General features: G+C 69.1%; 17 protein-coding genes and 1 pseudogene. 9 read left to right on the plus strand and 9 right to left on the minus strand.

Annotated features, from left to right (window positions below):
- Positions 1–43 precede the first annotated feature (43 nt).
- Positions 44–1,162 carry a PstS family phosphate ABC transporter substrate-binding protein gene (locus ACYQZ5_RS07645; protein ID WP_379732264.1) on the minus strand — a complete coding sequence of 373 codons (1,119 nt, stop codon included), beginning with the start codon at positions 1,160–1,162 and terminating at the stop codon, positions 44–46.
- 181 nt (positions 1,163–1,343) lie between these two features.
- Entirely contained in the window at positions 1,344–1,988 is a 645-nt protein-coding gene (locus ACYQZ5_RS07650; RefSeq protein ID WP_459845711.1) for a hypothetical protein, read from the minus strand.
- A gap of 79 nt (positions 1,989–2,067) precedes the next feature.
- Here ACYQZ5_RS07650 and ACYQZ5_RS07655 point away from each other — a divergent pair, with 79 nt between their 5' ends.
- From ACYQZ5_RS07655 to ACYQZ5_RS07665, 3 genes are read left to right on the plus strand one after another with little or no spacing between them, the layout of a single operon-like run.
- Positions 2,068–2,394 (plus strand): MTH1187 family thiamine-binding protein, encoded by a 327-nt coding sequence (locus ACYQZ5_RS07655; protein ID WP_379733063.1) that lies wholly within the window; start codon positions 2,068–2,070, stop codon positions 2,392–2,394.
- Positions 2,395–2,429: 35 nt separating this feature from the next.
- Complete coding sequence (gene mch / locus ACYQZ5_RS07660) at positions 2,430–3,365, plus strand: methenyltetrahydromethanopterin cyclohydrolase (RefSeq protein WP_459845713.1); 936 nt, start codon at positions 2,430–2,432, stop codon at positions 3,363–3,365.
- 3 nt (positions 3,366–3,368) lie between these two features.
- A complete protein-coding gene (locus ACYQZ5_RS07665; protein ID WP_379733375.1) occupies positions 3,369–3,854 on the plus strand; it encodes a double winged helix-containing putative transcriptional regulator in 486 nt (161 codons plus the stop codon).
- 4 nt (positions 3,855–3,858) lie between these two features.
- Here ACYQZ5_RS07665 and ACYQZ5_RS07670 read toward each other — a convergent pair whose 3' ends face one another.
- The gene (locus tag ACYQZ5_RS07670) at positions 3,859–4,263 is read right to left on the minus strand and encodes a hypothetical protein (RefSeq protein WP_459845715.1); all 405 of its coding nucleotides are present in this window, start codon (positions 4,261–4,263) and stop codon (positions 3,859–3,861) included.
- A 41-nt stretch (positions 4,264–4,304) separates the two neighbouring features.
- On the minus strand, positions 4,305–5,921 hold the full coding sequence (locus ACYQZ5_RS07675) for a GTPBP1 family GTP-binding protein (protein WP_379732382.1): 1,617 nt from the start codon (positions 5,919–5,921) through the stop codon (positions 4,305–4,307).
- Positions 5,922–6,053: 132 nt separating this feature from the next.
- On the opposite strand from ACYQZ5_RS07675, the gene ACYQZ5_RS07680 reads away from it, so the two are divergent.
- Entirely contained in the window at positions 6,054–6,440 is a 387-nt protein-coding gene (locus ACYQZ5_RS07680) for a winged helix-turn-helix transcriptional regulator (RefSeq protein ID WP_379732383.1), read from the plus strand.
- Here ACYQZ5_RS07680 and ACYQZ5_RS07685 read toward each other — a convergent pair.
- Positions 6,437–7,387, minus strand: a complete 951-nt coding sequence (locus ACYQZ5_RS07685; protein WP_459845718.1) for a sensor histidine kinase — start codon at positions 7,385–7,387, stop codon at positions 6,437–6,439. The two genes, ACYQZ5_RS07680 and ACYQZ5_RS07685, sit on opposite strands and share 4 nt — an antisense overlap.
- A gap of 123 nt (positions 7,388–7,510) precedes the next feature.
- On the opposite strand from ACYQZ5_RS07685, the gene ACYQZ5_RS07690 reads away from it, so the two are divergent.
- A complete protein-coding gene (locus ACYQZ5_RS07690) occupies positions 7,511–8,122 on the plus strand; it encodes a class I SAM-dependent methyltransferase (RefSeq protein WP_379818969.1) in 612 nt (203 codons plus the stop codon).
- Positions 8,123–8,220: 98 nt separating this feature from the next.
- Here the strand turns inward: ACYQZ5_RS07690 and ACYQZ5_RS14875 are convergent, their stop codons facing one another.
- A complete protein-coding gene (locus tag ACYQZ5_RS14875) occupies positions 8,221–8,424 on the minus strand; it encodes a DUF8138 family protein (protein ID WP_487247225.1) in 204 nt (67 codons plus the stop codon).
- Between ACYQZ5_RS14875 and ACYQZ5_RS07695 the strand changes: the two are divergent.
- Together ACYQZ5_RS07695 and tpiA are read left to right on the plus strand one after the other, a co-directional pair.
- Positions 8,342–8,809 (plus strand): annotated as a pseudogene (locus ACYQZ5_RS07695) (multiprotein bridging factor aMBF1); the annotation flags it as partial. The gene ACYQZ5_RS14875 and the pseudogene ACYQZ5_RS07695 sit on opposite strands and share 83 nt — an antisense overlap.
- Before the next feature lie 48 nt (positions 8,810–8,857).
- Positions 8,858–9,502 carry a triose-phosphate isomerase gene (tpiA, locus tag ACYQZ5_RS07700; protein ID WP_459845722.1) on the plus strand — a complete coding sequence of 215 codons (645 nt, stop codon included), beginning with the start codon at positions 8,858–8,860 and terminating at the stop codon, positions 9,500–9,502.
- 147 nt (positions 9,503–9,649) lie between these two features.
- Here tpiA and ACYQZ5_RS07705 read toward each other — a convergent pair whose 3' ends face one another.
- Complete coding sequence (locus ACYQZ5_RS07705; RefSeq protein WP_379732543.1) at positions 9,650–10,306, minus strand: helix-turn-helix domain-containing protein; 657 nt, start codon at positions 10,304–10,306, stop codon at positions 9,650–9,652.
- 192 nt (positions 10,307–10,498) lie between these two features.
- On the opposite strand from ACYQZ5_RS07705, the gene ACYQZ5_RS07710 reads away from it, so the two are divergent.
- Both ACYQZ5_RS07710 and ACYQZ5_RS07715 read left to right on the plus strand, forming a co-directional pair.
- Positions 10,499–10,678, plus strand: coding sequence for a hypothetical protein (locus ACYQZ5_RS07710; RefSeq protein ID WP_379732544.1), 180 nt, complete (start codon positions 10,499–10,501; stop codon positions 10,676–10,678).
- 213 nt (positions 10,679–10,891) lie between these two features.
- On the plus strand, positions 10,892–11,077 hold the full coding sequence (locus ACYQZ5_RS07715) for a DUF7835 family putative zinc beta-ribbon protein (RefSeq protein WP_459076986.1): 186 nt from the start codon (positions 10,892–10,894) through the stop codon (positions 11,075–11,077).
- A 40-nt stretch (positions 11,078–11,117) separates the two neighbouring features.
- Here the strand turns inward: ACYQZ5_RS07715 and ACYQZ5_RS07720 are convergent, their stop codons facing one another.
- Positions 11,118–11,399, minus strand: coding sequence for a hypothetical protein (locus ACYQZ5_RS07720; protein WP_379732545.1), 282 nt, complete (start codon positions 11,397–11,399; stop codon positions 11,118–11,120).
- Positions 11,399–12,385: a hypothetical protein gene (locus ACYQZ5_RS07725; protein WP_459845725.1), complete on the minus strand. Its 987-nt coding sequence runs from the start codon at positions 12,383–12,385 to the stop codon at positions 11,399–11,401. Before ACYQZ5_RS07725 ends, ACYQZ5_RS07720 begins: the two co-directional genes overlap by 1 nt.
- Between the last annotated feature and the right edge of the window lie 75 nt (positions 12,386–12,460).

A 12,460-nucleotide genomic window follows, 5' to 3' on the forward strand; every position in this document is an offset into this window, starting at 1 on the left:
CATCAGTGATAAATCGGGAGGGCCGATCGCGCGGGGCGGGGCGTTACTCGTAGTTCGACGCCGCGACTTTCTCCCGTTGGGTTTCGAGCCGGTCGTCGGGGAGCTGGAAGTAGTTGTTCGCGGCGACGAAGTTCTCCTGCCCGAAGTCGCTCAGCACGAAGTTCAGGAAGGCGGCCTCCTTCCGGGACGTTCCCTCCCACGTGTAGGCGTGGAGGTCACGCGACAGCGGGTAGTCCTGGGAGCCGAGGTTCTCGCCGTACTCGTACAGGGTGCCGTCGATCTCGAGGCCGATCGGCGGCGTCGCGCCGTCCGGCTCGACGAACGCCAGCGCGATGTAGGCGATGGCGTTGTCGGCCTGCCCGATGGCCTGCTGGAGCTGCTGGTTCTGCCCGAAGCGCTGGTCGGGGCTGATCGGCGCGTTGGGATCACCGTACACGTTGTTCCGGAACGCGGTGTCGGTCCCGGATCCCTCCGCGCGGCCGAGGGCGAGGATCTCCCGGTCGGGGCCGCCGACCTCGTTCCAGTTAGTGATCTCCTGCCGGTAGATCGCGCGGAGCTCCTCGATGGTGATGCTCTCGACACCGGCGTCGGCGATCTCGCGGCTGACGACGATCGGCTGGCCGTCGACGCCGACGACGTGGTCGGTGAAGTTGTTCAGCGTCTCCTCGGAGGGGTCGCTGCCCGCGAGCTCGGCTGCGGCCGGCGCGCTGGAGTCGCCGATGTCGACGCGACCCTCCATCACGCCCTCGATCCCCGTGCCGGAGTGGCTCAGCGCGATACTGACCCGGAACGGCGGCACCGAGCGCTGCTCGGTCGCCTCGTAGCCGTAGTCGCTCGCGAAGTAGTCCGCCAGCCGCATGTCGGTGCCGTACTCGTCGGCCCACTCCTGGGGCCAGTAGTCCTCGTCGCCGGCCTCGGGGTTTGAGTTCCAGTAGCTCGACGCGGTGCTCGTGATCGGGAACACCGTCGAGGAACCGTCGCCCGTCAGAACGGAGGTGTCCAGCCCGTTCGAACTCCCCGAGCCTGAGCCGCCGGAGCCGCCGGCCTCGGTGTCGGTTCCGCTACCGCCCGAACAACCGGCGACGCCGGCCACGCCCGCGACGCCGGTCGCCGCGATGAATTTCCGCCGCGATACTCGTCCTGCCTCCGGGTCGGGTGCCATCACCTGAGTCGGGTGGGGGGATTAGTAAAGCAGTTTATAATAGGAGTATTTGATGGTACAATAACCCTACAGCGGTCCGTTTACCCTCCGTGTGGTACGGTCCCATGCTGGAGGCTATATACTCCTCCGTACTCCTCTAAGAGCGCCTCGGGAGCCGCGCGGTCCCGGCGCCCCACCGGCGCTACTGGGAGAGCGAGAACGACCGCTCGACCGTCTCGTACCCCTGTGCCGCCAGCGCGTCGTCGCGATACCGCCGCGCGACGAGGTGCTGGGGGAGCCGCCGGAGGCCGAACTTCCGGTCGGACTGCACCTCGACGGTGATCCCGGTGCCCCCCTCGACAGGCTCGATCCACGCGGTGTACGTGCCCCACGGCTGCCCGTCGACCGTCACTCTCAGTTCCACGCGGTCCGGCTCGGTCACGTTCTCGACGACCTCGCTATCGACCTGCATCTCGACGCTCCGGAGGCCGAACAGGTAGGAGAGGTCGTACGCGGCGCCGCCGTCGTCGGCCCGAACGTCGTCGGCGACCCCCCACTGCAGCGCCAGCGGCGGCGGCGTCGGCCCCGCGAACGCGTCGCGGACTCCCTCGGGATCGTCGTCGGTTCGCAGGCGGGCACGACCGCCCGAGCGGAACACGGGCGCCCGCGCCAGCGCGACGAGGGCGACGATGGGGACCAGCGCCCACAGCGGCGGAAGATAGAGGAACGCCGCCGCGCCGGCGATCCCGATCCCGAGCGCGACGGCGCCGCTGACCAGTCGCTCGACGCGGAGGTAGCGCCGCGCGACCGCGGCGGCGTCCCGGGGGGCCTCGATCTCGTCGGTCACGGTCCCGGCGTGTGCGGCCGTCGGCCTCAGCGTTCCGGTCGCCGGTAGAGCGAAGTCCCGCGGGGGCCAACGGCCGGCCATGACCGTCGTTGCGTTCCTCTCCGTCGCACCGGCGACCGACGAGTCGATGGGTCCAGAAGTCGCGAAAGCCGTCGACGCGCTCGAAGACTTCGACGTCTCCTACGAAACGACGCCGATGGGGACCACCATCGAGGCCGACGAGATCGGCGAACTGTTCACGGCCGCGCAGGCCGCCCACGAGGCCGTCGACGGCGACCGCGTGAGCACGTTCCTGAAGATCGACGACAAGCGGGACAGCGACGCGAGCGCGGCGTCGAAAGTCGAGTCCGTGGAGGACGCGCTGGGCCGGGCGGCACGGAGCGAGCGGCCAAGCGATAGGGACTGAAAACCCCTTTACGCGGTGACGCGGGAGTAAGGCGTATGGAGAGCATCAACCGGATGGCGGTCGAGCTGGTCGACGAGGCGCTCGACTTCGCCGACGAGCTCAACGTCGCGCCCTACGAACTCGACTCGGGCGCGACCGTGCTGGACTTCGGCGTCGACGCCGACGGCGGGATCGAGGCGGGCGTGCTGCTCGCGGAGATCCAGACCGCGGGGCTGTCGACGATTACGACCCGGATGGGCCGTGTCGACGGCGCGCCCGTCCCCCACGTCGAACTGTCGACTGACCACCCCGGGATCGCGCTGCTGTGCTCGCAGAAGGCGGGCTGGGAACTGGACTTCGACGTGTTCGACGGGCTCGGCTCCGGCCCCGCCCGGGCGCTGGTCGGCCGCGAGAGCGAGTTCGAGGCCGTGGGGTACTACGACGAGTTCGACCTGACCGTGCTGGCCGTCGAGAGCATCGAACTCCCGGACGACCAGATCGCGGCCCACGTCGCCGACCTCGCTGGCGTCGAGGAGAGCGGCGTGTTCCTGCCGACGTTCGCGCTGGGCTCGATCGCCGGCAGCGTCGCCGCCGGCGCCCGCGCCCCGGAGATGGCGGTCTGGCAGCTGTTCGAGGCGGGCTACGACCCCAACGACGTGCTGTCGGTCTCCGGCACCGCGCCCGTCGCGCCCGTCGGCTACGACGAGAGCGAGGCGATGGCCCGGACGAACGACGCGCTGGCCTACGGCGGCGAGGTCCACCTCACCGTCACCGGCGACGACGCCGACGCGTTCGAGTCGATCACCTCCGCCGCCGGCGAGGAGTTCGGCCGCCCATTCGCCGACATCTTCGGGGCCCACGACTGGGACTTCGAGGCGCTGCCGGCGTCGGTGTTCGGCCCCGCGGCGGCCACCGTCGACGTGGTCGACGGGCCGACGTACCGCTTCGGCGAGCGCAACGAGGCGCTGCTGGCGGAGAGCTTCGGCTTCTGAGCCGTGCGGCTCAAACCGCTCCCCGAGGCGCCGACCGACCTCGACGCAGTGGCCGACGCCCAGTCGGCGGTGCCGCTGGTCCCCGGCTCGGAGAACGACTGCTGTGCCCGGCTGATGCGCCGCGAGGGCCACGAGAGCCGCGACGTGGCACGGACGTGGCTCACGTTCCTCCGCGCGTTAGAGTTGGTCGTGGAGACCGATTCTGGGTTCAAGCGCACCCAGCGCGAGCCGACGCCCGAGAATATTCGCGAGTCGTTCCGCGAGCGCGTGTTCGGCGCGAGCGAGACGCTTTCAGTCCTGCAGGACGCAGGCGAACCGCTCCACGCCGAAGCGGTCTTCGACCGCCTGCGCGACACCGTTCCGGGCTGGGAGCGCGAGCGCCGCCGGCAGTGGGTCGACCACTGGACCGACCGCACCGAGCGGCTGCTCGACTGGCTGGTACTACTGGATCTGGCCGAGCGGACGGACGACGGCTACGTCGCCGCCTGACCGATCACTCGCGGGCCGTGAGTCCGTCGGCCGCGAGGCGGCCGAGCACGAGCGCGCGGGCCGCGACGCCGCCGAGGTACGCCCCGGCAGCGGCGCCGCCGACCGGGATCACGGCCGGCAGTTCGACCGCGAGCAGCACCGCGACCGCGGCGACGCCGACCGCGACTCCGGCGGCGCTCTCGGCGACCGCGAGCGTCGCCCGCGTCCGCCGGTCGTCGACGTTCGTCAGCGGGTACGCGCCCGAGAGCAGCACCGGCATCGCGACCCCGAGGCCGACCGCGACGGCGTACGGCTCCGCGGCGGCGACGCCCTCGCCGACGAGCAGGCTCTGGACGACCGCCGTGACGGCCGTAGCGAGCAGGGCGCCGGCGCCGAACCGCGCCAGCCGTCGCTTCCCGGTCGACTCCATATCCCTTCAAACGAGGCTGTCCGGCGCGAAAAGGGTTCGGGCTACGTGTCGATCGATCTGACCGTGCCCACGCCCTTGCTCTGGCCCTCGCGGAACACGAAGCGCTGACCCTCCTCAACGAGGTAGGGGCGGAACTTGAACCGGACCGTCGTCCGGCCGTTGTCACCCGGGAGCAGCCGACCGCCCTCCGGCGTGAAGATTCCGGCCTCGCTCACGGTCTCGAGGTGGACGACCGGCTCGTACCCCTCGCCGATCTTGGTCGGGTGGTTCAACACGACGACCTCGGCCTCGAACTCCCGCACGGGGTCGGGGTCGGCGTCGCGGGGGAGCAGCGCCATCCCGCGTTCGATCTCCGCCTCCTCGACGCCCTTGAGCGCGATCCCGACGATCCGGCCCGCGCGGGCCTGATCGACGCGGTGGTAGTGCATCTCGATCGAGCGGACCTCCACCTCCCGGAAGCTCCCGTCGGCCATCGGCCCGAGCAGGAGTTCGTCGCCGGCCTCGACGGTGCCGGCGTTGATCGTCCCCGAGGCGACGGCGCCGACGCCGGTGACGCTGTAGGAGCGGTCGACGTACATCCGGAACGGCGCGTCGGCGTCGGAGTCGCGCTTGGGCAGCGCCTCGAACAGCGTGTCCAGATCGTCGAGGCCGTCGCCGGCGACCGCGCTGGTCCGGAGGATCGGAACCACGGTGCCGATCTCCTCGATCGCGGCGTCGATGCCGTGGCGGTCGACGGGTAGTGGGGTCTCGCCCACTTCCCGGAGCATCGCCTCCACCTCGTCCTCCACGTCTTCGACGCGCTCGTCGCTGACGGCGTCGGTCTTGGTGATCGCGACCATCGTCGGCAGTTCGGTCGCGAGCAGGATGCCGAGGTGTTCGCGGGTGGTCTTCGTCGGGCCGTCGTCGGCCGCGACCGCGAGCAGCCCGTAGTCGAGTTTCTGGCCCACCAGCCCCCGGATCGTCGTGCGGAGCCACGGCTCGTGACCCACGGTGTCGACGAAGCTGACGAGGCGGTCGGCCTCCTGCACGACCCGTGCCCGGTCGCTCTTGCGGTGGGGGTTGTCCATCCGGACCGTGTCACCCTCCCCGTCGAACCCGTACACCGCGTAGGAGAGGTCCGCCGAGAGGCCGCGCTCGACCTCGTGTGGCTGCACGTCGAGGAACGAGCGGGTGTTCCCCTGTCCGTCGTCGCGCTCGCCGGTGACGAGCGTGCCCACGAGCGTCGACTTCCCGTGGTCGACGTGGCCCGCAGTACCGACGACGACGTGCTCGTCGTCCTCGCGTTCGAGCATCGCGCCCTCGCGGACCGTCGCGACGCCGACGAGTCCCTCGGTCCCATCGCCGCCGTCGATCCCCCACGTCTCCACGTCCTCGATGTGAGCGTCGGCCTCGTCGGCCAACAGGGAGAGCACGTCCATCGACTCCGAGAAGGCGTCGGGGGAGATGCCCGCGATCGCGCCGTCGTCGTCGACGCCGACGACGTACGTCGCCTCACCGTCGCCAGAGAGCACGCGGTGGCGGAGTTGGGCGGCCAACGACTCCATCCGACCGTCCGCGAGGTGGGTGTCGCGGGTGAGCCGCGTCTTGAATTCGACGGGACCGCCCTCCTCCTCGCCGCGCTCCAGGGCCCGCTGCAGGGGGGCCCGGTCTGCGCTCATGGGGCGGGGTAGGCGCCGCGGCCGATATATGCCTTTTCGTGTTGTGTCTCCCCATGGCACAGTACCGCTCCGGAGCGGCGCTGCCGGTGGAGGGGAAGCGGTTATAGGTATCCGGACCGAACCGGGTAACAGATGTCTACCGATATCGAGGACGCCGGCGTGACCGCGGACGAGCAGGTGACCGAGGGGCAGGCGACGGAGGTCTGCCCCGTCGTCGACGCCGTCGAACAGATCGGCTCCCAGTGGCGGCTCGTGGTACTCCACGACCTGACCGAGGGGGAGAAGCGGTTCAACGAGCTCAAGCGCTCGACGGAGGCCAACGCCCGCACGCTCTCGCGCGTGCTCGACGACCTGCAGGAGTCCGGGTTCGTCGAACGGCGACTGGAGGAGGACGCCCCCGTCGCGACGTACTACTCGCTCACCGGAAAGGGCGAGTCGCTGGCGCCCGTCTTCGACGAGATCGAGTCCTGGGCCAACGAGTGGATGGAGAGCTGTCAGGCCGCCACGGCCGACGACTAACTCCGGATCTCGATCCGCGCGCCGCCGTCGTTCTCGGCGACGATCTCCCAGTCGTGAGCCTCGGCGATCCGCCGGACGATCCCCAGCCCGGCGCCCTGCCCGCCGTCGCCGGAGTAGCCCCACGCGAACGGGTTCCCGTCGCCGAACCCCGGGCCGTCGTCGGCGACCGCGAAGCCGGCGTCGGTGTCGGTCACGCGCACGGTCACGTCGTCGCCGCCGTGCTCCACCGCGTTGCGAACGAGGTTCTCGAGTAACAGCGTCAACAGCTCCGGGTCGGCCTGTATCGTCTCCTCGGCGTCGATGCGGATCGAGGCCTCGGGCGCGCGAACGCGGTCGGCCGCGTCCGTGGCGGCGGACGCGAGCGAAACGGGTTCGGTGTCGCTGACCTCGCCGGCGGCGATCGCCTCCGCCTCGTTGGCGAGCCCCTCCAGCCGGTCCAGCGCGTCCCGTGCCTGCTCGATCGTCGGCCCCTCCAGCGAGTCGACGGCGAGCCGGGCCGCGCTCAGGTGGTTCCGGAGCTCGTGGGAGACGGTGTCGCCGAACGCCGCCAGCGGGTCGTTCTCGACCGCGGGCTCGGCGTCGGCCGCGCTCGCGGCGAGCAGGCGTTGGCGGATCACCGACGCCGCCGCGTCCGCGCCCGCGGGCGCCTGCTCGACCCCCGGCGGGAGCTGTCGCGCCTTCGACCCGACGAACACGCCCGGGAGCTGGTGGCCCCGGCGCGCGGCGGCGCCGAACACGTCGGCGGGCCGGCTCTCGATCCCGTCGATCACGACGAGCAGCGCCACCTCCACCGCGTCGAGCGTCGCGAGCGCCTCGGGCGCCGACGCCACCCGCGTCGTCTCGATCCCGTCGGCGGCGAGGCTGCTCTCGAGTGCTGCGGCTCTGTCGCCGTTCCCAACAACGAGAACGCGATTGCGGGCGAACGGTGACTCCAGAGCCGGCGTCACACCCGTCGTTCGTGAGCCGCCCACAATAATCGTACGCTCCAGTTACGAGATCTGATAGGAGTTGTGTGAGGTACGTTCACAGGCATCCGGAACGCGTTTCACTCGGGGGTCGGAACGCCGCCCATGGACGACCAGCGGGCGACGGTTCGGGACGGCTACGACGCGATGGCGGACGCCTACGACGAGCAGCGAGGGGGCGACCCGGCCGACAACGACGCGCTCGTCGCGCTGAAGGCGTCGCTACCGGCGGCGCCGCGGGTGCTCGATCTGGGCTGTGGCGCCGGCAAGGGGCCGCTCGGGTTCCTCCCCGCCGAGCGCGCAGTCGGGCTGGACATCTCGACGGCGCAGTTAGGACTCGCACGCGAACGCGTCGACGCCGGCCTCGTCGCCGGCGACATGACAGCACTCCCGTTCGCGGCCGACAGCTTCGACGCCGCCACCGCGTTCTACTCGGTGATCCACCTCCCGGTCGAGGACCACGGCGACTGCTACGCGGAGGTCGCGCGGGTGCTCGAACCGGGCGGGGAGTTCCTGTTCAGCATCGGCGACGACTGGGCCGGTGAGAACGACGACTGGCTCGACGCCGGCGAGCGGATGGCGTGGTCGTTCCCGCCGATGGCGGAGACCGAGCGGCTGTTGGCCGAGGCCGGGTTCACGATCACGGATCGCTACGGGGTCCACAGCGAAATGGACGGCGTCGATTGGCCGTTCCTGCGGTGCCGGCTCGCGGAGTAGCCCTCTTCCTGAGACCGTTTCGTTCCTCACTGCGGTGCGGATGCTGTCGCGGTGCGGCGGACGCCTCGCGGCCGTCGGTGATCGAAACACGGCTCCTGTCACGGCCACCAACACTCCCAACCGACGGCCCGCCGGTTCCTTTTTACTACCCCATCCGCTACGTCGGGTATGGCCCAGTGTGAGATGTGCGGCGCGGAGAAGTCCTCGCTCACCACGACGAAAGTCGAGGGCGCGGAGCTCGAACTCTGCGACGACTGCAAGGACTTCGGCACGACCGTCGAGACCGAGTCGACGTCGACCACGTCGACGAAGTACTCGACGTCCTCCTCCGACGGCTCCTCGTCCTCGACGAGCGGTGGGAGCACCGGAGGCGGTGGCGGGCGCCGCCGCGACATGTTCGACCAGATGGACGAGATCGCGGGCGACTACGACGAGCAGATCCGGGCCGCCCGCGAGGACGAGGGGCTGAGCCGCGAGGATCTCGCGAAGGAACTCAACGAGAAGGCCTCGCTGATCGGCAAGCTCGAACGCGGCGACGTGCTCCCGAGCGACGACGTGCGCAAGAAGCTCGAGAAGCGTCTCGGGATCTCGCTGGCGGAAGGCTCGGGCGACGACACCTCCGACTGGGAGACCGACTCCTCGATGACCCAGACGCTCGGCGACGTGGTCGAGCGCAAGGGCGAGTAACGCCGCCGAACCGCCTACCTATTTGCCGGTCGGGACCCGCCTCCCGACGTGTTCGTCCTCGTCAACCTCAAAGCGTACGACTGTGACCCCGTCGCCGTGGCGGCAGCCGCGGCCGACGTGGCCGAGGAGACAGGCGCTCGCATCGCGGTCGCGCCGCAGGCCGCCCGCCTCGGCGCCGTCGCCGCCACGGGCGTCGAGACGTGGGCCCAGCACGTCAGCCCCGTCGGCCACGGCAGCCACACCGGCAGCACTCACGCCGACGCCGTCGCGACGACGGGCGCCGTCGGGACGCTGCTGAACCACTCAGAGAAGCGGCTCAAGCTCGCAGACATCGACGCCGGCCTCGACGCCGCGGCGTCGGCCGGGCTCGAGACGGTGGTCTGTGCGAACAACCCCGACCAGATCGCCGCCGCCACGGCGCTCGGTCCCGACGCCGTCGCGGTCGAACCGCCCGAACTCATCGGCGGCGACGAGTCCGTCGCGACCGCCGACCCGGATATCGTCCGTGACGCCGTCGACGCCGCGGGCGACGTGAACGACGACGTGGACGTGTTCTGCGGCGCCGGCATCGCGACCGGCGAGGACGTCGCGGCCGCGCGCGACCTCGGCGCCGACGGCGTGCTGCTCGCCTCCGGGGTGGCGCTCGCGAACGATCCCGAAGCGGTGCTGCGCGATCTGGTCGACCCGCTCTGAGTACCGATCGAACGGGGTGCGATCTCTTCGGGGAGTCGAACACCTAAAGCAGAGCCTCAGCGCGAAGACCGAGGCCTCTCTCCGGGGGTGTTACGCCTCGCCGAGAGATAGTTCAGAGGTGGCGTTCAGATAGCAGGGCTGCGCGAACTACTCGTCCTCCGGATCGACCAACAGCGTGTTTGCTACGAGAGTGGAGATACCACGGCGGAGCCGCTCAGTTACCGCCTGATCGGAGATATCGAACCGTTCCGCCAACTCCTCTGTCGATGTGGCGCGCGGCAGCGAATAGTACCCCGACTCCACCGCGTACGCGAGCGTTTCGCGCTGAACCGGCGTCACTCCGAACCAGGGGCCAGCGTCGGGCTTCGTCGGGTTGTAGATGTGCTTGATCGACACCGGGATGTTCGCTTCGAGATAGTACTCTTGGAACTTCGAGAGCGTCTCGTGGGTCGGAAACCTGAGTTCGAGGCTCCACGTGTCAGCGGTCCCCGTCGCGCTCAGGAGCACCCCCTCCAGATCGAGAACCGTCTGCAACAGCGAGAAGTCCGACGACTGCCAATCGAGTGAGTACAACAGTTCCCCGTCATGTGAGTTGACGAGTTGAAGCCCATCGACCGACGGATGGTTCCGGACGGTGCGTTCGAACTCCTCTCGCGTCCCGTTTTGAATTTTGATGAACGGCGTCGGCCTCCCGCCTAACGGCACCATCGTCTCTACGGTAATTTCTGTCGTCCCCTCTATCCGAAGGATTTGTCCCAGTTCGAATGAATCAGCTGGGAGAGTCAGATCAACGATAACAGCCATAGATATGTATAGAATCTATCGCAACGAGGATAAAGGCTCGGTAGAGGCGTTCTCGGCGCGGGTTTGGGCTTGGTGTACCATGCTTTCCGATACTCCTATCCGACGTGTCCCCGTACGAAGAGATAGAGACGATTACGGCTGTGGTCCTGATCGCTGTGAGGTTTCGAATCACAGTCAGGCCGTCTTCCCATTATGACAACCGACTCTACGTCCAACGAGGAGATAACGACTACAGAGGACTTCGAAGCCGCGCTCGGCCGGGTAATTCTCGCCGGCCTCGAGAACGATATCGACCTACAGGGGGCATGGGAGTATCGCACCGACGGGGAGATGCCCGACATGGAAGTCATGGTCGTCGAGCTTGTGCCGTAACACTCGAAGGGAACAGCGAACGGCCGGCGAGTCGTACTCCGCGATAGATCACCCCCGAAGAGATCCGTCTTCTCGCGGCCGGAAACTGGCAGGGGGGGATATTCACGATGGTATACCATGCTGGACACCCTTCCGAGAGGCCGTTCTACGTGCATATATCGGAATCATGGATGGAACAGGTCGGACGGGTACCGAGACGACGGTTTCGGAACCATGACAACAACATCACGTACGAACACCTGTGATCGGTGCGACCGAAAGACGGAGCATACCGTTCGAATAGAGGTACGAACGGAGAGTCAAAAGGAGGAAAACATCAAGTTTTCCCGGGAACCGTATCGCGTTAGCACCTGTTCGGAGTGCGGAACGAAACAAGTCCAGCGGATGAACAACGCGTAGCGTCCGTTTTAGCGAGACCCCCGGTGAAAGAGGTCGATGTTCAGCCCTCCCGCTCCTCGATCACGTAGTGATCGTCGCCCTGCTCGACCAGCGTGCCACCCTCTTTCAGCGTGACGACGTATCCCGTCGGCGAGCGCTCCATCTCGTGGGGCGGACGCACCCGGACGAGGTTCCCGATGAACTGCGCCGAGGGCGGTTTCTGTGCGGCGCCGCAGTCGTAGACGGTCACGAGTTCGTCGCCGGCGTCGGCCTCGTACACCACCAGCCGGGCGTGGCGGTCGAGCCGCCAGCGACCGTCGCCGGTTTCCGGAAGCGCCCGCATCAGTCGATATCCGTCGCGGTTTCGATCGCCTCGACGGCGTCGGTCACCGTTCCCGCGGCGGCGTTGCCGTCGAACGCCTCCCTGACGAGGTCGGGCAGCGCGTAGCGGTACCGGCCCGCGCCGTCGTGTTCGATCACGCCCGCCTTCCGCAGCGTCCGGTTGCGCGCGTAGGCGTACCGGCGCTCGCCGGAGCCGCCGGCGGCCACGTGGGCGTCGAGGGGGGTCGCGTCGCCGACCTCGCGGTAGTGGGCCAGCATCTCCCGGGTCACCTCGTCGAGCGCGTCGATCCCTTCGACGAACGCCTCGACCACCTCCCCCTCCTCCCGGAGTTCGGCACGCCGGACCAGCCGGCTGAGGCGTTCGCCGCGGTCGGCGGTCGGATCGGGCGGCTCCTCGTCCACCCCGTCCGAGTCGGGTTCCGACTCCGCGTTCTCAGTCAGCGGCGAGCCGTCGAGCGATCCGCCCGTGAGATCCGAGGAAGTCTCCATCCCGACGCCGAACGACTCGTCCGTGTCCCCGTCGTCGGACTCCCCGCTGCCCGCCTCGGCGTCGGCCGCGGACGCCGTCTTGACGGGCGAGATCCCCGAATCTCTGGCGTTCACGCCGGTGTCGGCCGACTCCTCGCGCTGGCTATCTGCGGTCGGAGCCTCCCGGTCCGGAGCCGATCCCGCCGCGTCGACGGTCGGTCGCACGCCCTCGTGATCGCCGTCGGCGGTCGCGGTGCCGGTGTCCTCGAGCGGGTCGGTCGCCGGGTCCCAGTCCTCGTGCGATCTCGTTCCCGTGTCGGCCGTCTCGCCCGCCGGGGCAGCGGTCTCGGGATCGCCATCCGCGGGGTCGAGGTAGCGCCGGTCGAGCTCGCTCTCCAGCCGCTCGATCCGGTCGGCCTTCGCGTCGATCTCGGCCGTCAGCGCGGCGTACGTGTCGATGAGCGGGAGCGAGACGGCACGCTCGTTCTCGTGCTCGTCGGAATCGGTGTCGTCGGTCATAGTGGGGGGCGTCGCCGCCGTCCGACGTCGGTCGGGCGGCACGATGGGCGACCGGAGCGGTCGCCGTGATCGTCG

It is taken from the genome of Halolamina salina (genome assembly GCF_054653455.1).